Source organism: Pseudomonas sp. Irchel s3a12 (assembly GCF_900187485.1).
In the GTDB taxonomy this organism is placed as follows: Bacteria; Pseudomonadota; Gammaproteobacteria; order Pseudomonadales; family Pseudomonadaceae; genus Aquipseudomonas; species Aquipseudomonas neuropathica.
Genome location: NZ_FYDN01000005.1, coordinates 311314 through 336841 on the forward strand (window position 1 = coordinate 311314; position 25528 = coordinate 336841).

Sequence of the window (25528 nt, forward strand, 5' to 3'; positions counted from 1 at the left end):
TCGCAACTTGCGATATTTTTGGTTTGTGATTAACTCCCCATAGCAGAATGCGATAAGGATGTTGCATGCATGTGTTCAGTGAAAAACCCATTCGACAGGCCAAGGAGCAATGGCCACAAGCAGCAAGTGCTCTGGCGCAGTGGTTTCGTTTGGCGAGCAGAATTTATCCAAAGGATTTTTCTGCGATGAAATCGATATTTCCTGCGACCGACAAGGTTGGCGAGTTTCATGTCTTCGATATCGGTGGCAATAAATTGAGACTGATTGCTTTTGTCAGTTACCGCTCTCAGAGACTCTACATAAAGCATGTGATGGATCACCGCGAATATGACCGCGGTAAATGGAAGGAGGGTAGGGTATGAATGCTTTGATTAAAACGGTTGTCGAGCACTGGGAATTTGTCTCTCCAGTGGTTCGGAAACCGAAAAACGAAGACGACTACGATGCTTTGGTATTGGCAGTCGACGAACTGCTGGAAATTACCGGCGATGATGAGTCGCACCCGTTGATGAGCTTGGTCGACATCATCGGTGACTGGATCGAAGAATGGGATCACACCCATCACCCCATGGCCCAGGCAAGTGGCGAAGAGGTTCTCGGTTACATGATGCGTGAGCACGGCCTGACTCAGAGCGACTTGCCGGGTGTTGGTACTCAGTCGGTTGTTTCGGAGATTTTGAACGGCAAGCGCAAGCTTAACTTGCGCCAGATTCGTTGGTTGGCAGAGCGCTTCAATGTGCCAATCGATGTGTTTACCTGATGCTGGTTCAAGACGAACAACTGATCTCCAAATGCTTGCCCCACTCCGGTGGCCGCTCGGCATAAGCCTCCATCCCCGGCTGCTCTTCAAACGGTTTGCTCAGCACTGCATGCAGCCGGCGTACCTCCGAGTAATCCCCTTGCTCTGCCGCATCGATGGCCTTTTGCGCCAGATAGTTGCGCAGGATGTACAGCGGATTGACCGCGTGCATGCGGGTGCGGCGCTGTTCCTGATCGGCGTCGCCATCGCGGGCAACGCGGGCGATGTAGCGTTCGCCCCAGGCGTCAAAGCCCTTGATGTCGACGAAATCGTCGCGCAAACGGGCGACGGCTTCTACGGCGGACTCTGCACCGAGTCGGCGGAAGAACAGCGTGTAATCAACGCCGCTGTTCTGCATCAATTGCAGCAGGTTTTCCAGCAGTGTTTGGTCGTCATCTTCAGCTGTGGTGAGGCCTAAACGGCGGCGCATCAGGTCGAGGTAGTGCGCCTGAAACAGTGGCAAGTACAAACCGAGAGTTTCGCGCAGGGCTTCAACGCTGATGAACGGCGTCAACGCTTGAGCCAACGCACTTAGGTTCCACTGGCCGACCGGCACCTGATTGCTGAACGAGTAACGGCCCTGATCATCCGAATGGTTGCAGATGAAGTTGGCGTCGAAATCGTCGAGAAAGGCGAACGGGCCGAAGTCGAAGGTGATGCCGAGGATCGACATGTTGTCGGTGTTCATTACGCCGTGGCAGAAGCCGTAAGCCTGCCATTTGGCGATCAGCTCGGCGTTGCGCTCGACGATTTCACGGAACATCGCCAGATACGGTTCCGGTTGCTCCAGGCACTCGGGGAAGTGCATGGCCAACACGTGCTCGCCGAGCTGCTTTTGCTGCTCGGGGCGTTTGGTGTAATAGAAGTATTCAAAGTGGCCAAAGCGGATGTGGCTCGGCGCCAGGCGCAGCACCATCGCCGCGCGCTCCTGCTTTTCGCGCCAGACTGGGGTGTCGGAGCCGATCACGCAGGCCGCGCGCGAAGAAGGGATATTCAGCGCGTGCAGCGCTTCGGAGGCGAGAAACTCGCGGATCGACGAACGCAGCACCGCCCGGCCGTCGCCCATGCGCGAAAACGGCGTCTGTCCGGCGCCCTTCAGGTGCAGGTCCCAATGCTCGCCGGCAGTGTTGTTGACCTCGCCGAGCAGCAAGCCCCGACCGTCACCAAGTTGCGGCGTGTAGCCGCCGAACTGATGCCCGGAATAGACCATCGCCCGCGGTTCGGCATCGGCCCACAGCTTGTGGCCGCCAAACAGTTCGGCAAATTCCTGAGTTTCGGCTGCGGCCGGATCGAGATCGAGCAAGGCCAGGGCCGCCGGGCTGGCGACGACCAGACGCGGATTATCGATCGGCTCGGGCAGCACATGGGCGGAGAACGCATCGCCCAGGCGGGCGAAGCGATTGTCGAAGGTCAGTTCGTCGAGGGCTTTCAAGGGCCGGCTCCAGCAGAATGTCCGAGCATTCTGCTGGGAATAAACCGGTTAGTCGAGTTTGGCCGGCGGTGGCTCTTGCAGCGGTTTCTGATCGTCGGCGATCGGCACGATGGTTTTGGTTTCCGGCTCGATCGGCACCATCTTGTATTCCTGACCGTGAAGGTTCTTCAGGTAAACCTCCATCTGGCGGAACGAGATGTTGATGTGCTGCTTCTTGAACTCACGGTTGATGAAGCGGTTGACCTCATCGAGCACCGGGTTGCGGTCACCGAGGTCGCGCACGTGCATGCGCAACTCGTGGTCGAGGGTGCTTTCGCCGAAGTTGAGGAAGTACACGTGCGGCTCGGGTTCCTTGAGCACGCGCGGGTTCTCGCGGGCAGCCTTGAGCAGCAGTTCCTTGACCAGATCCAGGTCCGAGCCGTAATCGACGCCGAGTTTCAGCGTGACGCGGGTGATGGTGTCGGTCAGCGACCAGTTGATCAGTTGCCCGGTGATGAACGTCTTGTTCGGGACAATGATGTCCTTGCGGTCGAAGTCGGTGATGGTCGTGGCGCGGATGCGGATCTTGCTCACCGTGCCCGACAGGTTGCCGATGGTGATGGTGTCACCGATTCGCACCGGGCGTTCGAACAGAATCATGATGCCGGAGATGAAGTTCGCAAAGATCTCCTGCATACCGAAACCGAGGCCCACCGACAGCGCCGCCACCAGCCATTGCAACTTGTCCCAACTCACGCCGAGGGTCGACAGGGTCGAGACGAAACCGACACCGGCGATCACATACGACAGCAACGTGGTGGTCGCGTAGGCACTGCCCTGAGCGAGATTGAGCTTGGACAGCACAAACACTTCGAGCAGACCGGGCAAGTTGCGCGCGAGGGCGAAGGTGATGCCGATGATGATCAGCGCGCCGAGCATGTCGCCGATGCTGATCGGCACCATGCTCATGTTGGCGCCGGTGCCGCTGGTGTATTCGTAGAGAGTGATGTTGTCGAGGTAGGAGAACACCGAAATCAGATCCGACCAGACCCAGTACAGCGCCGCGATGAAGCCGCCGAGCAGGGCCAGACGGATCAGGCGCAGGGACTGTTCGTTGACCTTTTCGATGTCCAGCGTCGGCTCTTCGATCACCGCTTCGCCGTCGCCGGCCTCTTTCGCCGCCTGCCGTTTGGCCAGGGCACGCTGGTAGGCCAGACGTCGCGCGGCAACGCTCAGGCCGCGCACGAAGGTGGCTTCGATCACCAGCCAGAACATCAGCAGGTACAGGGTGTTGATCAAGCGGTCGCTGAGCTTCAGCGCGGTGTAGTAGTAGCCGAAGCACACCGCCACGAACAACGCGATCGGCAGCAGGGTGAACATCACGCCGACGGCTTTGCGGAACAGCGAAGTGTTTTCGTGGGCCGGGCTGCTGATCAGCAGGCGGCTGAGCAGCCAGGCCATCAGGGCATAGCAGGTCAGCACCACCGGCATGCCGAGCACGTCGTCTGCCAGTGCGGCCGGCTGCAATTCGGCGACGGCAACAATGGTCACCAGCGCCATGACCACCAGGCCCAGTCGACGGATCCAGCCTTGCAGGAACTCGACCTGCGGCTTTTCCCAACGGAAGTGCAGTTCCGCCACGCCGCCCGGCGCCAGAATCCGGTAAGCGGTGTAGAACACCAGCCACGCCTGACCCATTTGCAGCAAAGCCGCGCCCATATTGGCGTTCTGTCCACGGGCATCGATTTGCAACGCCAGACCGCAGAGTGCCAGGCCCAGCGCCACCGGCATCGCCAGCAGAATATTGATCAGGATCGCCTGCGGGGTGTGCCATTGGCTGTCACGCTTGAAGTGACCGATGTCCTGGTGAACCTTGTTAAGCCGCGCGTACAGATTCTTGCGCCGCCACAGCAGGGCGCCGATCAACAAGGCCAAGGGCAGGAACAGCAACGGTCGCTGAGTCAGGCCGTCAGTCAGTTCACTGAGGCTGGATGCCCATGGCAAGGTGTCGACCTGGCGTTTCAGGCGCTCCGGCACCGCGCGCATCCATTCCAGATCCAGCGGCTTGTTGCTTGGAATCCAGAACATCTGCTCATCGAGCGTCGCACGCAGACCCTGCGCGGTGCTCAGCAGTTGTTTCTGATTGAGTTGCAGGGTGATCGACTCGTTGAGCATGGCGCTCAGTTCGCGGTTCAGCCGCTCCAGCAGATCGGCGCGGGTGTTGGCCAGATCCAGCAGGTTTTTGCGCAATTGCGGGGTGACCTGCTCCGGCGGCTGCGTCGATAGCAGGTTGTCGACATAGGCGGCCGGATTGCTCAGTTGCTCACGCTGCTGGCTGACGTCGAATTGCCACAGGCGAATGTCGGCGATCTGATCCGCCAGATCGCGGTCGACTTTGAGACGTGGCAGGGCTTGTTTCTGTTTGTAGAGAATCTTCGACAGCAGCAGGCTGCCCTTGAGCACGCTGATCTGCTCGTCCAGCGCTGAATCGCTCTGGGTCAGGCTGTCGAGCTGTTGTTTAGTCTGCAGATTCTGCTGGGTGACTTCGTTGAGGCGGTCAGTGCTTTTGAGCAGGTAGTCGGAGAGCTTGAGATTCGCCGTGCTTTCGATGGCCAGCAGACTGCTGCTACCGGCCTTCTGCGCTTCGATCGACTGTTGGGTAACGGTTTCCTGCGACTGCGCCAGACGCTTCTGGTTGATCAGGGTTTGCAGTTCCTGGATCTCGCGGTCGAGGCGATCGGACTTCTCCGAAAGCAAGTCATGCTGAGCATTGCCCAGATCCTGCAGCTGGCTATTGCCGGCCAGCTCCTGACGACGCAGCGGGATCAGCGCATTCAGCGCCGCCAGTTCGGCGTTCAACTGGTCGCGCTGCTCGGCGGTGACGGTTTTACCCGCGTCCTTGCCGGATTTGAGGATGTTGTTGATCTGCTGGATGCGCGTCTGGCTGGCGGATATCTCCGCTTGCGCGCGCTCGGGGCGAGTCTGCGCAGTGATGATCAGGCTGTTAGCGTCGGCGAGGGCTTTTTGCAGGTCACTTTGCTGAGTCGAGCGATCGGTGAGGATTTGCTCCAGTTGCTGAATCGACTCCTTGGGAAAACGCTGCGCCACCGACACCACCGCGTTGGCTTTGAGGCGGGCCAGCTCGCGAGTGTTTTCAATGGTCTGCTTGGGGGCGGTCGCCAGTTGCTGCTTGAGATCGATCAGTTTCTGTTCGTAATCACGCTGATTGTTCAGCTGATTGAGCGTGTTCTGCAGGACGGTCTGCAGGGCCTTCTTATCGGCATCCGGCAGTTTGCTGTCGGCGAGTTTGTCCAGGCTGGCCTGCACGGCGTCGCTGGAGGGCGGTTCGGCGGCGTAAAGCGGGCCGACAGTGAGACTCAGGCCCAGCAGGGCCGCGACGAAAAAGGAGCGCAGGGTAGGCATAGAGACCGGTCAAACAAGTGATAGTGGACGCAGTTTAGAGGAAGAGCCCGGGGCCCGGGCGACTTCCTTCGGGGAATCTGACGCCCACTTTGCCGATCTTGTTCCCGTCCATGACCGCAACCGTCCAGTGAGTGTTGTTCCACTCCACTTGGTCACCAACGATCGGTGCACCACCGACCTTGTGGGCAATGAACGCGCCCAGGGTCATGTCCGGATCGATGCCCTCGGCCGGCAGGCCATACAGCGCTGCAACCGCTTTAAGCTGGGCGTCTCCTTCGAGTACAAAATCGCCGAAGAAACGCAGATCGAGGCCGCGTTGCGGCGCCTGGCTGAACAGTTTTCCGAGGGCGCCAAGGTTGTGTTCATGGCCGATAACGCACAGTAGATCATCGACTTCCAGCACTGTACTACCCGACGGATGGAGCAGTTGCTGGCCACGAAACAGCGCAGCGATACGTGTACCTTCGGGCATTTTCAGTTCGCGCAGGGGCGAACCGATGCACCATTTCTCCGCGCCCAGCTTGTACACGAACAGCTCCCACTCGCTGGTGACATGGACTTCCAGCGCTGCGCGAGAAATCGGCGCCGGCTCTGGCGGCACGGTCACCTTCAATAGCTTGGCGACCCACGGCAGGCTCGTGCCCTGCACTAGCAGCGACACCAGCACGATGAAGAAGGCGAGGTTGAAGTACAGCTGCGCATTCGGCAGCCCGGCCATCAGCGGGAACACCGCGAGAATGATCGGCACCGCGCCGCGCAGGCCAACCCAGGAAATAAAGGCTTTTTCACGCCCATGGAACGCTTTGAACGGCAGCAGGCCGACCATCACCGACAGCGGTCGCGCAAACAGAATCATCCACAGCGCCAGACCGAGAGCGGGCAGGGCGATCGGCAGCAAATCATGCGGCGTCACCAGCAGCCCCAGCACCAGGAACATACCGATCTGCGCCAGCCACGCCATGCCGTCGAGCATGTGCAGAATGCCGTGGCGGCTGCGCACCGGACGGTTGCCGATCACCAGCCCGCACAAATAAACCGCGAGGAAGCCGCTGCCATGCAGGGCGTTGGTCAGGGCGAATACCACCAGACCGCCAGCGATCACCAGAATCGGATACAGGCCCGCCGCCAGATTGATCCGGTTGACCAGTTGCAACATCAACCAACCGCCACCGAGACCGATCACGCCGCCGATGCCGAACTCGCGGATCAGGTGGGTCAACAGGCTCCAGTGCAGGCCGGTCTGGCCGCTGGCGAGCATGTCGATCAGGGTCACGGTGAGAAACACCGCCATCGGGTCGTTGCTGCCGGATTCGATTTCCAGGCTGGCCGTCACCCGTTCGTTCAGGCCTTTGCCGCCGAGCAGCGAGAACACCGCTGCGGCGTCCGTCGAGCCAACGATGGCACCGATCAACAAGCCTTGAATCAGATTGAGATCGAACAGCCAGGCAGCGGCCATGCCGGTCAGCCCGGTGGTGATCAACACCCCGACCGTGGCCAGCGACAACGCCGGCCATAACGCCACGCGGAAACTCGACACCCGCGTGCGCAAACCGCCGTCGAGGAGGATCACCGCCAGGGCGAGGTTGCCGACCAGATAGGCCGTCGGGTAGTTATCGAAGATGATCCCGCCGCCATCGACCCCGGCGGCCATGCCGACAGCGAGGATGATGACCAGAATCGGGATGCCGAGACGGGAAGAAAGCGAACTGACGAGAATGCTTGCGCCTACCAGCAACGCGCCGATCAAGAACAGGCTGTTGATGGTCGTCGCATTCAAAGGCAGTACTCCAGAAGCGTAAAAACGGGCACAAACTGACCATGCAGTCTGCGTGCCAGCGATTCTAACCTGTTGAAATGTGATGCTGTCAAAAAGGTTTTTGCGCTGGGGGATTCGAGGTTTGGGTTCGACTGTCGGTTGCTGCCCTCACCCTAGCCCTCTCCCGGAGGGAGAGGGGACTGATCGCAGTGTTTGTGCAAGGTACATCGACCTGAAAATCCTGAGTCGAACTCAGGTTTTGAAAACACGAAGATCTGCCCCCTTTCCCCCTCTCCCGGGGTGAGAGGGGGACCGAGCGCGGTGTTTGTTCAAGTTGCACCGACCTGAAATTCCGAGTCGAGCGCAGGTTTTGAAAAGCATGAAGATCTGCTCCCTTTCCCCCTCTCCCTCTGGGAGAGGGCTGGGGTGAGGGGCTTTTGATCTTGATCTCAAAATTTACAGGCTAAACCGCCCAACCATGTTGTTCAGGTCCAGCGCCAACCGCGACAGTTCATTACTCGCCGCACTGGTCTGATTCGCGCCGGTCGCCGATTGCACCGACAGATCACGAATATTCACCAGATTACGATCCACTTCCCGCGCCACTTGTGCCTGCTCTTCGGCGGCGCTGGCGATCACCAGGTTGCGCTCATTGATCTCGACGATGGCGGTGTTGATGGTGTCCAGCGACATGCCGGCACCTCGAGCAATGTTCAGCGTCGACTCGGCACGCTCGGTGCTGTTACGCATCGAATCCACGGCGTGTTCGGTACCGCTCTGAATGCTGCCGATCATCCGCTCGATTTCGCTGGTCGACTGCTGAGTGCGGTGCGCCAGGGCACGTACTTCATCCGCCACCACGGCAAAACCACGACCCGCTTCACCGGCACGTGCCGCTTCAATCGCTGCGTTCAGTGCCAGCAGGTTGGTCTGATCGGCCAGGCCACGAATCACGTCGAGCACCTTGCCGATGTCACGGGATTCATTGGCCAGATCGCCGATCAGGCTGGCAGTGCTCTGTACATCGGCACTCATGCGTTCGATCGCGCTGACTGTTTCCTGGACCAGGTCACGACCGTCGCCAGCCGAAGTGGTGGCGTTCTTCGAGGCTTCGGAGGTGCTCACCGCATTGCGGGCGACTTCTTCTACGGCGCTGGTCATTTCGTTGACCGCAGTGGCCGCTTGTTCGATCTCGTTGTTCTGCTGAGTCAGGCCACGCGCGCTTTCGTCGGTGACGCTGTTCAGCTCTTCAGCCGCTGAAGCCAGCTGAGTGGCCGAGCCGGAAATGCGTTGCAGGGTGTCACGCAGCTTCGATTGCATCTTGGCCATGGCTGCGAGCAGGCGACCGGCCTCGTCTTCACCGTCAACATGGATCGGCTGGGTCAGGTTGCCTTCGGCGATGGTTTCCGCAGCGTCCAGTGCTTTGGAAATTGGTTTAGTGATGCTCACCGTCAGCAGCCAGGCGAACAGGAAGGTCAGACCAGTGGCGATCACCAGCAGGGTCACCACCAGATCAAACGCCGAAGAGTACTGATCGGCCGCTCGCTGATTGGTCTCGCTGATCTGCGCGCCGTTGATCTGCATCAGACGGTTGAGCACGGTGTTCACCGCTTCGGAGTTGTTCAGCAACTCGGTGTTGAGCAGGGTGCGCAGCTCATCCACCTGGTTGTTGCGCGACAGGCTCTTCATGCGGTCTTCGATCTGGCGGTACTGGCCAAGCAACTGCACGTACTGGTCATAGGCAGCACGCTCTTCGGGGCTGCCGATCAGCGGCTCGTAATCGCTCTGGGCCTTGCGGATCTGCTGGTTACGCATGTCCAGCAGCTCAACGGTTTTCTGCTGCACGTCTGGCTCGCGGTTGACCAGCAAGCGGTACGACAGCACGCGCAGGCGCAGGGTCAACTGGGTGAACTCGTCGAGGTTCTTGATGCTCGGTACGCTGGTGGACGAGATGTTCTCGGCTGCACCGCGGATTTTGCTCATCTGATTCAGTGCGAACACACCCAGAATCAGCATCAGGCCGCCAATCAGGGCGAAGCCGGTAAACGCCCGTGGGGCGATATTCATATTGCGAAGGGACATGGGGCGGATACCAAGAGAGGGCCGCATCCATGCGGGCTGAGACTGCTGTATGGATGACTTATCGGTCATGCGACTAAAGTCTTGAGGCACTGTGCGTATTTGTCGCAGAAGGGCCTGGGCGACGAAGTGCAGGAACCAGATCGGCAGATCACAGTCTTTAAAACTCGCAGGAACGGTCCGCCACCAGGAAAATCAAGGCTTTGCGCCGGTTTAACCCTGGCATCCGTGGTGACTTTTCTTTATCGTACGCGCCCTTTGAAAAACGCTTGGAAGATCAAAATGTTGGAAGCATCCCTCAGCCAATTGGAACAGCTCGTCAGCGACCTGGTGCAACAGAACCAGACCCTCGCGCAAACCAACCAGACCCTGTCCACGGAACTGGCCCAGGCCAAGGATGAAAACGAAAGCCTGCAACTGAACCTGATGGAACAGGAAGAAAAGCACGGCGCCACCGCGGCCCGCATTCAAGCCTTGGTTGATCGCGTCAACGCAGGTCCTGTCAGCGCATGAACCACCACACAGCAGGGGTAAAAGTCGTCTCCATTCTCGGGGAGGACTATTCGATCAAGGCACCGGCCGGGGAAGAACAGACCCTGCTGGACGCGGCCATGATGCTCAAGGCAGCGCTGGATGACACCAAGCGCAAATACCCGACACTGATCGGTGACCGTTTGCTGGTGCTGGCGGCGATGAATCTGTGCTCGCAGCAGATCGAAATGAAGAAGCAACACCAGGAAGAACTCGACCGTTACCAAGAGCAAGTCAGCGCCACGGTCGACACCATCGCCAAGACCATCAATCAGGGTTGAAGCGCGTTTTTGCAGCGCCTCGGTACTACGAGGCGCTCATATATGAACGGCTCTGTGTTTATTGAGTTTTAGTCACTGGTTGCCAGTAGATCTTCCTCAACCACTCTCCGTTGGTTTGCTTCTTAAACTCTCCGTGGGAGACCCTGTAGGTCGTCTCGTCGATCGTCACTTCATCTCCGCGCGAAAGCAGGTTTATATATTCTGATCCTGCGATCGGCTGAGTTGTACTGAACGTCGCGCCTGAGAACGTAGTGATCGTAGCTTTGTAATGGATTACGGGGAAAACCATGACTTCGGTGAAGTGTTTTCGGGTGATCATCGATAGCATGCTGGATCCGTCGACAAAGTCGCCGACCTGCGCTGATTTCACAAACGTATCGTTGTCAGAAATTGTCTGTACAAAGCTTTCAGCTGGACTTGTATCAGCCATGATCTTTCTCCTGCTAGTACAGCATGAGTCTGTGAAGCGAATGCTTGGGCACAGACAGGGAAACTGCAATCTATGCCACGCGATGCGCCCTGTAACCTGTCAGAGTTGACAGTGTTCTCCCTATGAAATCGGCCCGCTTCTTGCTGGTCGAAGATCGCTGCTTTAGGGTTTGTCTCTTGTTTGCGTGATTTTTGTATACATCTGGCGCGACAGTTGCAGTGTTTCTGCCTCTTATTCTTTGGGGGTGCTCCATGCAGTTGTGGCGACGCAGTATTCAATGGCAGCTGATTCTCAGCATGGGCACCGCCCTGCTGGTCAGTATCCTGATCGTGGTTGGCATTTATACCCTGGTGGTCAACCGCCTCGCCCAGAGCTATCTGGTCGAACAAGCACTGCCGTCGAGCATCGAAGCGACGCGCAACGATATCGAACGGATCCTTGTGCAACCGCTGACAGCCGCCAAGGATATTGCCAGTAATACGATGGTCCGTGACTGGCTCGCCTCAGGCGAAGACAGCAGCAAAACGGCTGGCTTCGCGCAGTATCTGGAAGGCATCCGCGCCGAACATAAAGCCTTCACTGCTTTGATCATCGGCACCGAATCCAATCACTACATCACCGAAAAAGGCCTGGATCGCACCCTCAGCCGTTCAAAACCGGCTGACGCGTGGTTCTATTCCTTCCTCGACAGCAATCAGCCGCGCACTCTCAATATCGACAACGATGGCGCCACCGGAGAACTGGCGCTGTTCATCGATTTGAAGGTCGAGCAGGCCGGTAAAGTGGTCGGTGTGGCTGGGCTCGGTTTGAGCATGAAAGAGCTGTCGGAGCTGATTCACAACTTCAGCTTTGGCGAGCGCGGCAAGGTCTATCTCGTGCGTTCCGATGGTTTGATCCAGGTGCATCCCGAGGCGCAATTCAGCGGTAAGCGCACCCTGACGGAGCAGATTGGCGCCTCCGCTGCTCAAGCCGTCATGGGTCAAAAAAATGCTGTGAGCAGCAGCTTCCAAAGGGAGGGTGAAGACTTCCTCGCCTTCAGCCTGCCGCTGCGCGATCTGGGCTGGACCCTGGTGGCCGAAGTGCCGCAATCGCAGATCTACGCCGAAGCCCGTAAAGCGATGTGGATGAGCGGCGGTATCGGTCTGGCCGTAGCGCTGGTGTGCCTCGCTTTGGTGGTGTGGCTGGCGCAAGGGCTGGTGCGGCCGATTCGTCAGGTAACAGCGGCGCTGGTAGCGATTGGTAGCGGCGGTGGAGATTTGACCCACCGGTTAGATTCCAGCCGTGCCGATGAACTGGGCGACCTCGCTCGCGGCTTCAATCGTTTCCTCGATAGCCAGCGCGGATTGATCGGCGAAGTACTGACCACCAGCGAGCGACTGCGTACGGCCGTGGGGCAAGTGGCGAAAGTGGTGGAGAACACGGCTGAACGCTCGGGCCGCCAGCAGGAAATGACCGACATGGTCGCGACGGCGGTTCACGAGATGGGTTTGACCGTGCAGGAAATCGCGCAAAACGCCGGTAACGCGGCGCTGGCCTCGCAGACCGCGCGGGATGAAGCAATGCAGGCGCGGGAGGTGGTCGGCGGCTCGATTCGGCATATTGAAAGCATGTCCGATGAGATTGGCGTGGCGGCGGGCGCGGTCGGTGAGCTGGCGCATCAGGTGGCTTCGATCGATTCTGTATTGGCGGTGATTCGTGGCGTGTCCGAGCAGACCAACCTGTTGGCGCTCAACGCCGCCATCGAAGCGGCGCGGGCCGGGGATATGGGGCGCGGTTTCGCCGTCGTCGCCGATGAAGTACGCACTTTGGCGCGCCGCACGCAGGCATCCACTGACGAAATCCAGCAGATGATCGGCAGCCTCAAGCAAGGCGCGGAAAACGCCGTGTCGTCGATGCGCACCGGTCAGGCCGCGACCGGCACAGGGGTTGAGTCGAGCCAGCGCACCGGAGCGTCGTTGACGGCGATTACCGGTCAGGTCGAGCGCATCAGCGATATGAACCATCAAGTGGCGACGGCGACGGAAGAGCAGTCGGCGGTGACTGAAGAGATCAACCGGAATGTGCAGGGGATTTCTGATCTGGCGCGGGCGACGGCGGGGGAGGTCAGGGCCTGCCGCGAGGATTGTCAGATGTTGCAGAAACTGGCGGATGATCTGGCGCGGCAGATGGGTGGGTTCCGATTGAAATGAGTGACTCTGGTACAGAACCGACGCGCCTTGAGGGCGCGTCGGTTTCACTTTAGTTTCGCCATTCAGAACAGCAGGATTTCTCGCCCATAGAAATCGATGCCACCAATTGTCTCCAGATAAAACACTCGCTTCTCTCGGACGGTCCACACCTGCTGGTCTTCGTGGTAAGTGTCGCCAGCTGCCAGTGTTCTGAACATATCGTCTCTATTGAAATCCTGCTTGCTGATATAACTCGAGCGCGAAGTGATAACCATGGCCTGGTAGAGATTTTCCCCTTTTTTGATGTAACGCTTTTCCGTAACGCGCTCTGCAGTGGGATCTTTTACTACGTCATTGACTCTTGCCGCAAAAACAAACTCTTCTGCGCTCAGAACGACGTTAGGATCAATCAGCAATTTCGCGTCTGCGCCGCCATATACTACTGCTCGCACCTGAGTGGCACCTATGAATGTGTAATCTTTGTAAGCTACGCGATTGACCGTCTCATAACGGTCCTCCGCCATAATGATCTCGAACATTGCTGCTGCTGTTGTTTCGACAGCCGGTACTGAGTTGTCCGGCGATGTCGTGATGCTGATCTGCGATCGCTCATCAGAAAGACGATGGTGATTTTTGCTGGTTACAGTGGAAACCGGGGCGTTTTTGTTAGTCCAGACCGTTCCGTTTCGCGATCCAAATTGCGAAATCGAAGCAAGGACGCAATAGTCCTGCGTTACCAGTTCTGCAAGTTTGATGGTTTGGTCGGCAGTTTGGCTGTCCATGTTGTTCGCTCTTTTGTAGGGTAAGAAGAGGACGTTAAGTCCGAACTTGCCGGGCAAACTGCAAACTACATGTCTGGCCAAACCAGCCTACCGCGCAGGACTCATACCCACACCTGTCAAACATGACAGGTGTGGAAAGCCCGATAATGTGTTTTGTCTAGGTGACGGCGCTGAAATCAGAACCACGCATCCTGCATCGCCAGGCACGTATCATCCCGCGCCTCCAGCAACGCCAGTTCATGGTGGCAACCCGGCACTTCCCACGTCAGGAAATACCTCGCTGCTTGCAGCTTGCCCTTATAGAAGTCAGCATCCGCTGAGTTCCCTATGGCCAACCCTTCCTCGGCACGAATCGCCTGCTCCAGCCAGCGCCAGCCAATCACCGCGTGGCCGAACACCTTCAGGTACAACGCCGAGTTTGCTAGGCTGCTGTTGACCTTGCCCTGTGCCAGATCGGTCAGCAGGCCGATGGTCACCGTTTGCAGGCGAGCTACCAGTTTCTCTAAAGGCTCCCGCAGTGCGGTCAGCGAATCGTACGCCGTAGCGCGTTCAGCGGTGGTGGCGATCAACCGAATCAACTGCTTCAGTCCGGCACCCCCGTTCTGCGCCAGTTTGCGCCCGAGCAAATCCAGCGACTGAATGCCGTGGGTGCCTTCGTGAATCGGGTTCAAGCGGTTGTCGCGGTAATACTGCTCCACCGGGTATTCGCGGGTGTAACCGTGGCCGCCAAGAATCTGGATCGCCAGTTCGTTGGCCTTGAGGCAGAACTCCGATGGCCAGGATTTGACGATCGGCGTCAGCAGATCCAGCAACTCATGCGCCTGTTTGCGCTCGGTTTCAGATTCAAGCGTGGTGGTGTCGTCGAATAAGCGTGCGGCATACAAGCCGAGGTCAAATGCACCTTCAACGTAGGACTTTTGCGTCAACAGCATGCGTCGTACATCGGCGTGCTGAATGATCGCCACCGGCGCTGTGGTCGGATCCTTGCTGTCCGGCACCCGGCCTTGCGGGCGTTCGCGGGCGTACTCCAGCGAATACAGATAACCGGCATAACCGAGCATCACTGCGCCCATGCCGACGCCGATCCGCGCCTCGTTCATCATCTGGAACATGTAGCTCAAACCGCGATGCGGCTCACCGACCAGATAACCGACGCACTCACCGTTATCGCCGAAGTTCAGCGCCGTGGAGGTGGTGCCGCGCCAGCCCATCTTGTGGAACAGCCCGGCCAGCAGCACGTCATTGCGTGGGCCGAGGCTGCCGTCATCGTTAACCAGAAACTTCGGTACGATAAACAGCGAAATGCCTTTAACGCCCGCAGGTGCGTCCGGCAGTTTGGCCAGGACCATGTGCACGATGTTTTCCGAGAGCGGGTGATCGCCGCCGGAGATGAAGATTTTGTTGCCCTTCAGGCGATAAGTGCCGTCGGACGCCGGCTCGGCGCGCGTACGAATATCCGACAGCGATGAACCTGCATGCGGTTCGGTCAGCGCCATGGTGCCGAAGAAGCGACCATCGATCATGGGCTGCAGGAAGCGTTGTTTCTGCTCCTCAGTGCCAAAGCTCTCGATCAGGTTCGCCGCGCCCATGGTCAGGAACGGGTACGAAGTCGACGCAGCGTTGGCCGACTGAAAATGGGCGAAGCAGGCTTGGGACAGCAGCGTCGGCAGTTGCATGCCGCCAGCGTCGAAGCTGCGCGCGGCATTGAGGAATCCGGCTTCGAGGAAAGCATCCACAGCCGGTTTCACTTCAGGAATCAGAATCGCCTTACCGTCCTCGTAGCGCGGCTCGTTCTCGTCGCCTTTGCGGTTGTGCGGTGCGAAGTACTTCTCGGCGATGCTGCGTGCGGTGCCGATGGCGGCGTCGAAGGTTTCGCGATTGTGCTCGGCAAAGCGCTCACGCCGGGTCAGGCCCTCGGCATCGAGGACTTCATACAGCTCGAAAGCCAGATTGCGGGAACTGAGCAGCGTCTCGGACATGGCGGCCTACCTGAAATTGGGGTTGGGCCGAGTCTAAGGTGGGGGAATAGAGGCTGGATAGGATGATTGATGAGAGTGATGCAGAGGTGAGGGCGACACTAATCAAATGTAGGAGTGAGCCTGCTCGCGATAGCGGTCTGTCAGTCAAATAAATGTGTCTGATAGATCGCTATCGCGAGCAGGCTCACTCCTACAGGGAATTGCATTCCAGGCGACTATTGCGGTCGCCTGGATTTAGACCGGTTTAGCCGATAGTCATCAAGCTGGCATTACCCCCCGCCGCAGCGGTGTTAACACTCAACGCCCGCTCAATCACCAGGCGCTCGAGCGCAATGTTGGTCTCGCCCTGGGACAAGCCCTGAACCCCAACGATCGCACCGGCACGCTTGGCAATCTGCTGGCAAACGCCGCGCAACTGGTCGGAATGGCCGTGATGCAGAACCGCATCAAACACCACGTCGTCTTTATTCCAGTCGGCAACCAGCTTGATCCGCGCCTGAATCTCCTTCGGCAGGCGTGCGAACAAGGCCTTGCTGATGTCGGACTCCGGCCATACCGCCGAACCGCCTACCGCCAGCACCGCCGCCAGTTGCGTCAGCAAATCACCTTCAACCTCGGCCAGGCACAACACGTGCTCACGCGGCAGGATGGCATAGCTGTTTTTCTCACCGGTCGGGCCGGCCAGTACGCGGGTGATGCCGCTCTGCGATTGCGCAGCGTACTGCACGCACAGGGTGCTCAGGTCGGCAAACTTGTTGCTGTCAGCCCAGGCTTTCAGCGCGGTCAGCGGTTTACTCATGGCGTCGCGCAGACGAACGTCCGGTGCCACGGCAGCATCACCGCGAGCGAAGGATTGTTCGATGGCATCAGTAGGGCGCGTCGACAGCAAGCGGTACAAGTACAGCGGGCCACCGGCTTTCGGACCGGTACCCGACAAGCCTTCGCCGCCGAATGGCTGCACGCCGACCACAGCGCCAACGATGTTGCGGTTGACGTAGACGTTACCGGCGTTGACGTTGTCGATCACCTTGGCGATGGTCTCGTCGATGCGCGTGTGTACGCCCAAAGTCAGGCCATAACCGGAAGCGTTGATCTGGCCGATCAGTTGATCGATCTCTTTGCGCTTGTAGCGCACCACGTGCAGCACCGGGCCGAAGATCTCGCGTTGCAGCTCGTCGAAGCTTTCCAGTTCGATCAGGGTCGGCATGACGAAGGTGCCGCGTTTGACTTCTTCGGTGTCGGCAATCGCCACTTGGTAGACGTTGCGACCTTTGTCGCGCATGCCCTGGATGTGCTTGTCGATGCCCGCCTTGGCTTCGGCGTCGATCACCGGGCCGATGTCCACGGACAGGCGCTCCGGGTTGCCGAGACGGCTTTCCGCCATGGCACCTTTGAGCATCTCGATGACGCGATCGGCGGAATCTTCCTGCAGGCACAGTACGCGCAGCGCCGAGCAACGCTGACCGGCGCTGTCGAAGGCCGACGAAACTACGTCGATCACGACTTGTTCGGTCAGAGCCGAGGAGTCGACGATCATGGCGTTCTGGCCACCGGTTTCGGCGATCAGTGGAATCGGACGACCCTGGTTGTCGAGACGACCGGCAATGTTGCGTTGCAGCAGGCGCGCAACTTCGGTGGAGCCGGTGAACATCACGCCTTTGACGCGCTCATCGCCGACCAGACCGGCGCCGACGGTTTCACCGCGACCCGGCAGCAGTTGCAGCACGCCTTGCGGAATCCCGGCTTCGAGCATCAAGCGCACGGCCTGAGCGGCAACCAGCGGAGTCTGCTCGGCCGGTTTGGCCAATACCGGGTTACCGGCAGCCAATGCTGCAGCCACTTGGCCGCTGAAGATCGCCAGCGGGAAGTTCCACGGGCTGATGCACACTACCGGACCCAATGGACGGTGGGCGTCGTTGCTGAAATCGTTGCGCGCTTGTACTGCGTAGTAACGCAGGAAGTCGACCGCTTCGCGGACTTCGGCGATGGCGTTGGCGTAGGTCTTGCCGGCTTCACGAGCCAACAGGCCCATCAGTGGCTGAATCTCGCCTTCCATCAAGTCAGCGGCACGTTCCAGAATCGCCGCACGTTCGGCCGGCGGGGTGGCCTGCCAGATCGGTGCAGCGTTCAGTGCGCACTGGATAGCGTTGTCGACGTCTTCGACGGTAGCTTCCTGAACATGCCCGACCACATCGCGGTGATCCGACGGATTCAGCACTGGTGCAGGGGTTTCGTTGCTCGACGCGCAACCGAGCATCGGCGCAGCTTTCCAGTCGGTATGGGCCGTGGCGAGCAGGGCGCAGGACAGCGAAGCCAGACGATGTTCGTTGGCCATGTCGATGCCGCTGGAGTTGGCTCGCTCGGCGCCGTACAGGTCACGCGGCAACGGAATACGCGGGTGCGGCAGGCCGAATCCACCTTCCACGGTCGCCATCTGCTCGATCTGCGCCACCGGATCGGCCACCAGTTCCTGAATCGAAATCGACTGGTCGGCGATGCGGTTGACGAACGAGGTGTTCGCACCGTTTTCCAGCAAGCGACGTACGAGGTACGCCAGCAGCGTTTCGTGAGTGCCGACCGGAGCGTACACGCGGCACGGACGGTTCAGCTTGCCTTCGGAAACTTTGCCTACAACCTGCTCGTAGAGCGGTTCGCCCATGCCGTGCAAGCATTGGAATTCGTACTGACCCGGGTAATAGTTCTGACCGGCAATGTGATAAATGGCCGACAGGGTGTGGGCGTTGTGCGTGGCGAACTGCGGGTAGATGACTTCCGGCACCGACAGCAGTTTGCGTGCGCAAGCGATGTAGGAAACGTCGGTGTACACCTTGCGGGTGTAGACCGGATAGCCTTCCAGGCCTTCGACCTGAGCGCGCTTGATTTCGCTGTCCCAGTAGGCGCCCTTCACCAGACGGATCATCAGGCGATGACGGCTGCGACGGGCCAGATCGATCACGTAGTCGATCACGTACGGGCAACGCTTCTGGTAAGCCTGGATCACGAAACCGATGCCGTTCCAGCCAGTCAGTTGCGGCTCGAAGCACAGGCGCTCAAGCAGATCCAGCGACAGTTCGAGACGGTCGGCTTCTTCGGCATCGATGTTCAGGCCGATGTCGTATTGCTTGGCCAGCAGGGTCAGCGACAGCAGACGCGGGTACAGCTCGTCCATCACACGCTCGTACTGCGCACGGCTGTAACGCGGGTGCAGTGCCGACAACTTGATGGAGATGCCCGGGCCTTCATAAATCCCACGGCCGTGGGAGGCTTTGCCGATCGAGTGAATGGCTTGTTCGTACGACGCCAGGTACTTCTGCGCGTCGTGTTCGGTGAGGGCCGCTTCACCGAGCATGTCGTAGGAATAACGGAAGCCCTTGGCTTCGAACTTGCTCGCGTTGGCCAACGCTTCGGCGATGGTTTCGCCGGTGACGAACTGCTCGCCCATCAGGCGCATGGCCATGTCGACGCCCTTGCGGATCATCGGCTCGCCGCTCTTGCCGATGATGCGGCTCAAGGACGACGTCAGGCCAGCTTCGTTGTGGGTGGACACAAGCTTGCCGGTCAGCAGCAGGCCCCAAGTGGCCGCGTTGACGAACAGCGACGGGCTGTTGCCCAAATGCGGGTGCCAGTTACCGGTGCTGATCTTGTCGCGGATCAGTGCGTCGCGAGTGCCCTTGTCCGGGATACGCAGCAGCGCTTCGGCGAGGCACATCAGCGCCACGCCTTCCTGGGACGACAGGGAAAATTCCTGCAGCAGACCCTGAACAATGCCTGCACGACCGCCGGCACTTTTCTGGTTACGCAGTTTTTCCGCGATGGAGGCGGCAAGTTTGTTGGTGGCTTCAGCCATGGCGACCGGCAGGCGAGCTTGCTCGATCAGCATTGGCACCACTTCCGGCTCAGGGCGACGGTAAGCAGCGGTGATCGAAGCGCGCAGAACGGATTGCGGCAGGATGCTTTCGGCGAATTCGAGGAAGCACTGGTGCGCGTGATCGGTGTGGACCTCGCCTGCCTCATCGGCGTCCTTGGCGGTCAAACCGTTCAGCTCGGTCAGGGTTGCACCACCCTCGAGTTTTTCCAGGTAATTGAAAATTGCCTGCTTGATCAGCCAGTGCGGTGTGCGATCAATCGAGGTTGCGGCGGCCTTCAGGCGCTCGCGGGTCGGGTCATCAAGTTTGACCCCAAGGGTGGTGGTAGCCATATTTTTATCCTCATGGTTGCCACAGTTGCGTGGCATCAGCTGGCCGCAAGATTAGCCGCGCGCCGAAAGAGGTGCAACCGGGTGCAACCCTTTTTTTGTCGGAAAAATAAACGCTTCGTCAGGAATTATTTTCTGGTACGCAAGTGCCGCACTTGCTTGGTGCTTTTGCTTCTAGTAACGCGCTCTGACTGCGCTAAAAGGGAGCAAAAACCGCCTGTTTCTCGGAATATCCGACTAGGTGCAACTAATTCGCGCGAAACTGGTTGCACCTTTTTTGGTTTGTTGCATAGCATTCGCGCCCTAGGTGCAACCGGGATAACCCGGTGCATCGGCTGGTGGCTTTCCTGGGGAAACATCAGTCCTAAATGCGCGGGATCCCGAATCGTCTGCCAAACATCATCGTTTGCGCGCGGTTCATCACCGCTGCTACATAAAAACAAAGCCAGGGCGTAACTTAATGAGCGTAAGCAATCCAACACTGATCACGTTCGTGATCTACATCGCAGCAATGGTGCTGATCGGCTTCATGGCCTATCGCTCCACCAACAACCTTTCTGACTATATTCTCGGTGGTCGCAGCCTCGGCAGCGTCGTCACCGCGCTGTCTGCCGGTGCTTCCGACATGAGCGGCTGGTTGTTGATGGGCCTGCCGGGCGCCATCTACATGTCCGGTCTGTCCGAAAGCTGGATCGCCATCGGCCTGATCGTCGGTGCCTACCTGAACTGGCTGTTCGTTGCCGGCCGTCTGCGTGTGCAGACCGAGCACAACGGCGATGCCCTGACCCTGCCGGACTACTTCTCCAGCCGCTTCGAAGATAAAAGCGGCCTGCTGCGTATCATTTCGGCGATCGTGATCCTGGTGTTCTTCACCATTTACTGCGCTTCCGGCATCGTCGCTGGCGCCCGTCTGTTTGAAAGCACCTTCGGCATGTCCTACGAGACGGCGCTGTGGGCCGGTGCTGCGGCGACGATTGCCTACACCTTCGTTGGCGGTTTCCTCGCCGTGAGCTGGACTGACACCGTACAAGCCACGCTGATGATTTTCGCGCTGATCCTTACGCCGATCATCGTCCTGCTGGCCACCGGCGGCGTCGACACCACGTTCCTGGCCATCGAAGCCAACGATCCAAGCAACTTCGACATGCTCAAAGGCACCACCTTCATCGGCATCATCTCGCTGATGGGCTGGGGTCTGGGCTATTTCGGTCAGCCGCACATCCTCGCGCGTTTCATGGCGGCGGATTCGGTGAAGTCGATTGCCAACGCCCGTCGCATCTCCATGACCTGGATGATTCTGTGCCTGGGTGGCACCGTAGCTGTGGGCTTCTTCGGTATCGCTTACTTCTCGGCGCACCCGGAAGTTGCCGGTCCCGTGACCGAGAACCACGAGCGTGTGTTCATCGAACTGGCCAAGATCCTCTTCAACCCATGGATTGCCGGTGTACTGCTGTCGGCCATTCTGGCGGCTGTGATGAGTACCCTGAGCTGCCAGTTGCTGGTGTGCTCGAGCGCCCTGACCGAAGACTTCTACAAAACCTTCCTGCGTAAATCCGCTTCTCAGGTTGAGCTGGTCTGGGTCGGCCGCGCCATGGTGCTGCTGGTTGCACTGATCGCGATCGCGATGGCCGCCAACCCGGAAAACCGCGTACTGGGTCTGGTGTCCTACGCCTGGGCCGGTTTCGGTGCAGCGTTCGGTCCGGTTGTACTGATTTCGGTCATCTGGAAAGGCATGACCCGTGACGGCGCACTGGCCGGTATTCTGGTCGGCGCGATCACCGTGGTGGTCTGGAAGCATTTCGAACTGCTGGGTCTGTACGAAATCATCCCGGGCTTCATCTTCGCCAGCCTGGCCATCTACATCGTCAGCAAGATGGGCGAGCCGAGCAGAGGCATGGTGCAGCGCTTCGAAGCGGCGGAAAAAGATTTCCACCTGAACAAGTGATTGTTCTGAGCTGAGGCTCACCCGAAAACGGCCCGTTTCCTACAGGAGACGGGCCGTTTTTTTGTGCCCATGATTTCTCTGATTCACCGCGTGTCCCTGTAGGAGTGAGCCTGCTCGCGATAGCGGTTCATCAGTAACGAAAATGTTGACTGACACACTGCTATCGCGAGCAGGCTCACTCCTACAAGGGATGGAGGTGAACTTGAGAGATTTGTCTGTAGTTGAAGGCGTCGCTTTTTGCAGGGTTTTTCGTCAATGAAAGTAGGGCAAATCTGATTTTCCCGTCACCCATTCATCACCCCTTGCCCCTCATGCAGAATCGCCCGCCCTTCATTCTGCAGAGAGACATCGGATGTTCGCGCCTGCCAATCAACCGCGTTTCACGTTGACCCTCGAAGGCGCCCAACATGACCTCAAGGTCCTTGAGTTCACGGGCAAGGAAGCCATCAGCCAACCCTTTCGCTTCGAGCTGGAACTGGTCAGTGAACGGCCGGACCTGGACCTCGAAAGCCTGCTGCACTGTCAGGCGTTTCTGAGCCTGGATGCTCAGGGTTCCGGTATTCACGGTCAGATTTATCAGGTCGGGCAGGGCGATTCCGGGAAACGTCTGACGCGTTATCACATCAGCCTCGTCCCGCGTCTGACCTACCTCGGCCAGCGGATCAATCAGCGGATCTTCCAGCATCTGACGGTGCCGCAAATTGTCGCGCGAGTGCTCAAGGATCATTCGATCCTGCGTGATGCTTTTGAATTTCGCCTCGGCAGCGATTACCCGGTGCGTGAGTATTGCGTGCAGTACGCCGAGAGTGACCTGGCCTTTATCCAGCGCCTGTGTGCCGAAGTCGGCATTCATTACCATTTTCAACACAGTCCCCAAGGTCACCTGTTGGTTTTTGGCGATGACCAGACTGTGTTCCCGCGTCTGGTCGAGTCGACGGTTTATCTGCCGGGCAGTGGCATGTCCGCTGGCGCGCGGGCGATACAGCGCTTTAACGTTCGCGTCGAAACCCGTACCAGCGTGGTCACCCGGCGCGACTACAACTTCGAAAAGCCGCGGCTGCAGTTGCAAAGCCGTGTCGACGGCGAGCAGCGCCCGGTGCTGGAGGACTATCACTTCCCCGGCCAATTCAATGATCGGGAAACCGGCAAGCACCTGACCCAGCGGGCACTTGAGCGACATGTCGCCGATTACCGTCAGGCTGAGGGCGTCAGCGACGAATCCGCACTGGTTTGCGGGCATTTCCTGCAACTGACCGAGCATCCGCGCCACGACTGGAATGACCTCTGGTTGCTGACCGCCATCGAGCATCATGGCCGCCAGCCGCAGGTGCTGGAGGAATCGGTGACCAGCGATGGCGAGGGATTTCAGGGTTACCGTAATAGCTTTCTAGCCACGCCGTGGGACGTGTTCTTCCGCCCGGCGCTGGGGCCGGAAAAACCACGCATGCTCGGCTATCAAGCGGCGGTTGTGACCGGGCCGAAAGACACGGAAATCCACTGCGACGAGTACGGCCGGGTCAAGGTGCAACTGGCCTGGGATCGCGACGGCGAATTGAACGAGCATTCCAGTTGCTGGCTACGCGTTGCTACTAACTGGGCGCACGACCGTTACGGCAGCGTGCTGATTCCGCGAGTCGGCATGGAAGTGCTGGTCGGTTTCATCGATGCCGACGCCGACAAACCTTTGGTCGTGGGCTGCCTGCCCAACGCCGCGACGCCGATCCCGCTGGATCTTCCGGCGGACAAGACCCGTAGCATTTTTCGTAGTCAGAGCAGCCCCGGCGGTGGCGGCTACAACGAACTGCGCATCGAGGATAAGAAAGGCGCTGAGGAAATCTATCTGCGCGCCCAGCGTAACTGGACGCAGCATGTGTTGAACGATCAACAGGTGCAGGTTGATAACCAGCGCAGCATCGTCGTCACCGGCACCGCGCGGCATGAATTGAAGGCTGATGAGCAGCGCATCACCCACGGCCAGCGCCAAACCGAAGTGAAGCAGGACGATCATCTGAGCGTGAGCGGCGACCGGCATATCCGCGTGAGCAATCAGGCGATCAGCGCCAGTGGGCAATTCCACGTCAGCGCCGGTCAGCAAGTGGTCATCGACGGTGGCGCGAGTGCGACGATTCAGGCCGGCGGGCAGTGGATCAACATCGGCCCGGGTGGGATTTTCAGCAGCGTGCCGATTGTTGTGGGTGGTGCGCCGATGGCGGCGATGAGTGCCGCGCCGGTTGTCCCGGGATTACCGGAGAAACTGGTCGCTGCGCCGGCAGCGATGCTCACTGCTGCACAAATCATGAGCTTCAAGGGTGATGCACCATTCTGCGAAGAGTGTGAACGTTGCAAGGATGGTCTCTGTGCAGCCTGATTTTCTATTGCCTGCCGATTGGTTGGCGCGGGAGCCGTTGAAAGCGTCCGAGCAATTATTCGCGGTGTTCAGCAATGCCAGCGAGGCGAAGCCGCTTGAGGCTTGGCCAGAAGCGGCCAGTGCGATCTGGGCCGAGACGATCTATGCCGAGTGGGATGCGGTGATGCCTCACGTGGGAGTTTTCGCCGCCGACAGTAAGTTTCTGCATTGGGTCGCCACTACCGAGTCGCTGGATTGGGGTTGGCTGGCGGTGTCTTCGGCGAGTCTTGAAGAGGTGGTGGCGCATTTTCGCAGCCTCACCCAAGTGCTGATGCCGGGCGGCAAAACGGTGTTTTTTCGTTTCTGGGACGGGCGGTTTCTGTTGCCGATTCTTCAGGCCGATGAGGTGGATGCGGCGCAACTGTTTCCGCTGATCGGGCGTTGTTTGATCAATGGTCAGGCGCTGGAAATTGGTGGCAGGGCGCAGGTTTCGGGGCGGATATTTCCTTGGTGGCAGGTGCCGGAATCGGTGCTGGCGCAGCAGGGTAATGACGTTCGAACGGCTAATGCGTTGCAGTGGTTGAGCGAAGAATATCCGGTTCTTTTCGAGGCCTTTCCCGAGGCGGTTTTGTGTTGCAAGGTGAGGCGGTTTTTTCAGGTTTCAATGTCGGAAGATTCGTCGCAATCGGCGTTGCTGGCGTTTTTGCTGGCAGAGTCAGAGTGAGTTTTCGGGGCGAAGGACTCGGACGATTCCTTCGAGTTGCGGCGGTTTTCATGAACTGGTGGGCGGTGGGTTGCAGGGATAGTCTTTTCGTTGTCACTGCGAGAGCGGTGACAGGGCGTAGGACCCCTGTGAAATTCACCGCGCACCAGCGCTGTCGTTTGATTGCGGCACTTAATACGTGTCCGTAGCATCGTTTGCGGCAGCTGTGCGCGGGAACGCTTCGGCGTGACTGAGTTTGGTGGGTTTCTCAGTTTCCTACTCTCGCGTACGGCTGCCACCTATACCCGTAGGAAGGTCACTTGGCAGCCTCTCTAAACCTATTGAGGTACAACTGATATGACTATGCTTAAACCCGATCCACCCTACGAAAAAATCATCCCCCATCCCGACAACCGCTTCATGGCCCTGACCGGCAATTGCAGCGACATGCCGACCCTGTTCATCGACACCCACGTGCCTCTCGACATCCTCATGGACGCCGCCAACCATCGCCTGCGCGCCGTGATCCAGGTGCTGGAAAACATGTGCATGCGCGGCTCGGTCGAATGCGACTCCGTCATCCTCAGCGACTTCGCCCAGCTCTGCGTGATCCCTTTGCGTGACGGCTGTGATGTGCTTGATGTCATCGGCAGGCGGTTGCGCGAGATGCCTTCCTGATGCTTAAAAGCAACATCAAAA

The 25528-nt window shown here is 58.9% G+C and carries 17 protein-coding genes and 1 pseudogene; 9 read left to right on the forward strand and 9 right to left on the reverse strand.

Features of this window, described 5'->3' with window-relative positions; translation table 11 throughout:
• Window positions 1-65: 65 nt before the first annotated feature.
• Together CKW14_RS11285 and CKW14_RS11290 are read left to right on the forward strand one after the other, a co-directional pair.
• The gene (locus tag CKW14_RS11285) at window positions 66-362 is read left to right on the forward strand and encodes a type II toxin-antitoxin system HigB family toxin (protein ID WP_095047235.1); all 297 of its coding nucleotides are present in this window, start codon (window positions 66-68) and stop codon (window positions 360-362) included.
• Window positions 359-760 (forward strand): type II toxin-antitoxin system HigA family antitoxin, encoded by a 402-nt coding sequence (locus tag CKW14_RS11290; RefSeq protein ID WP_095047236.1) that lies wholly within the window; start codon window positions 359-361, stop codon window positions 758-760. Before CKW14_RS11285 ends, CKW14_RS11290 begins: the two co-directional genes overlap by 4 nt.
• 7 nt (window positions 761-767) lie before the next feature.
• Here the strand turns inward: CKW14_RS11290 and selO are convergent, their stop codons facing one another.
• The 5 genes and pseudogenes from selO to CKW14_RS30445 all read right to left on the reverse strand — a co-directional run.
• Window positions 768-2231, reverse strand: a complete 1464-nt coding sequence (selO, locus tag CKW14_RS11295) for a protein adenylyltransferase SelO (protein WP_095125320.1) — start codon at window positions 2229-2231, stop codon at window positions 768-770.
• A gap of 48 nt (window positions 2232-2279) precedes the next feature.
• Window positions 2280-5633 carry a mechanosensitive channel MscK gene (gene mscK, locus CKW14_RS11300; protein ID WP_095125321.1) on the reverse strand — a complete coding sequence of 1118 codons (3354 nt, stop codon included), beginning with the start codon at window positions 5631-5633 and terminating at the stop codon, window positions 2280-2282.
• A 34-nt stretch (window positions 5634-5667) separates the two neighbouring features.
• Window positions 5668-7410, reverse strand: coding sequence for a potassium/proton antiporter (locus CKW14_RS11305; protein ID WP_007909521.1), 1743 nt, complete (start codon window positions 7408-7410; stop codon window positions 5668-5670).
• A gap of 435 nt (window positions 7411-7845) precedes the next feature.
• A complete protein-coding gene (locus CKW14_RS30440) occupies window positions 7846-8718 on the reverse strand; it encodes a methyl-accepting chemotaxis protein (protein WP_371042268.1) in 873 nt (290 codons plus the stop codon).
• 30 nt (window positions 8719-8748) lie between these two features.
• Window positions 8749-9540, reverse strand: a pseudogene (locus CKW14_RS30445) (MCP four helix bundle domain-containing protein); the annotation flags it as partial.
• A gap of 210 nt (window positions 9541-9750) precedes the next feature.
• Here CKW14_RS30445 and CKW14_RS11315 point away from each other — a divergent pair.
• Window positions 9751-9981, forward strand: a complete 231-nt coding sequence (locus tag CKW14_RS11315; RefSeq protein WP_007909525.1) for a hypothetical protein — start codon at window positions 9751-9753, stop codon at window positions 9979-9981.
• Entirely contained in the window at window positions 9978-10280 is a 303-nt protein-coding gene (locus CKW14_RS11320) for a cell division protein ZapA (protein WP_016987569.1), read from the forward strand. Before CKW14_RS11315 ends, CKW14_RS11320 begins: the two co-directional genes overlap by 4 nt.
• 58 nt (window positions 10281-10338) lie before the next feature.
• On the opposite strand, the gene CKW14_RS11325 is transcribed toward CKW14_RS11320, so the two are convergent.
• Window positions 10339-10710 (reverse strand): hypothetical protein, encoded by a 372-nt coding sequence (locus CKW14_RS11325; protein ID WP_095047240.1) that lies wholly within the window; start codon window positions 10708-10710, stop codon window positions 10339-10341.
• 251 nt (window positions 10711-10961) lie between these two features.
• On the opposite strand from CKW14_RS11325, the gene CKW14_RS11330 reads away from it, so the two are divergent.
• The gene (locus CKW14_RS11330; protein ID WP_095047241.1) at window positions 10962-12899 is read left to right on the forward strand and encodes a methyl-accepting chemotaxis protein; all 1938 of its coding nucleotides are present in this window, start codon (window positions 10962-10964) and stop codon (window positions 12897-12899) included.
• A 62-nt stretch (window positions 12900-12961) separates the two neighbouring features.
• On the opposite strand, the gene CKW14_RS11335 is transcribed toward CKW14_RS11330, so the two are convergent.
• From CKW14_RS11335 to putA, 3 genes are all read right to left on the reverse strand, one after another.
• Entirely contained in the window at window positions 12962-13660 is a 699-nt protein-coding gene (locus CKW14_RS11335; RefSeq protein WP_095047242.1) for a hypothetical protein, read from the reverse strand.
• A gap of 176 nt (window positions 13661-13836) precedes the next feature.
• Window positions 13837-15639 carry an acyl-CoA dehydrogenase gene (locus CKW14_RS11340; RefSeq protein ID WP_095047243.1) on the reverse strand — a complete coding sequence of 601 codons (1803 nt, stop codon included), beginning with the start codon at window positions 15637-15639 and terminating at the stop codon, window positions 13837-13839.
• 244 nt (window positions 15640-15883) lie between these two features.
• Window positions 15884-19837 carry a trifunctional transcriptional regulator/proline dehydrogenase/L-glutamate gamma-semialdehyde dehydrogenase gene (gene putA, locus CKW14_RS11345; RefSeq protein WP_095047244.1) on the reverse strand — a complete coding sequence of 1318 codons (3954 nt, stop codon included), beginning with the start codon at window positions 19835-19837 and terminating at the stop codon, window positions 15884-15886.
• A 457-nt stretch (window positions 19838-20294) separates the two neighbouring features.
• Here putA and putP point away from each other — a divergent pair, with 457 nt between their 5' ends.
• From putP to CKW14_RS11365, 4 genes are all read left to right on the forward strand, one after another.
• Window positions 20295-21779 carry a sodium/proline symporter PutP gene (gene putP, locus CKW14_RS11350; RefSeq protein ID WP_095047245.1) on the forward strand — a complete coding sequence of 495 codons (1485 nt, stop codon included), beginning with the start codon at window positions 20295-20297 and terminating at the stop codon, window positions 21777-21779.
• A 352-nt stretch (window positions 21780-22131) separates the two neighbouring features.
• Window positions 22132-24147, forward strand: a complete 2016-nt coding sequence (locus CKW14_RS11355; protein WP_095125323.1) for a type VI secretion system tip protein VgrG — start codon at window positions 22132-22134, stop codon at window positions 24145-24147.
• Entirely contained in the window at window positions 24137-24850 is a 714-nt protein-coding gene (locus CKW14_RS11360) for a DUF4123 domain-containing protein (protein WP_095125324.1), read from the forward strand. Before CKW14_RS11355 ends, CKW14_RS11360 begins: the two co-directional genes overlap by 11 nt.
• A gap of 336 nt (window positions 24851-25186) precedes the next feature.
• Window positions 25187-25507 carry a hypothetical protein gene (locus tag CKW14_RS11365; protein WP_095125325.1) on the forward strand — a complete coding sequence of 107 codons (321 nt, stop codon included), beginning with the start codon at window positions 25187-25189 and terminating at the stop codon, window positions 25505-25507.
• The last annotated feature ends 21 nt before the right edge of the window (window positions 25508-25528 follow it).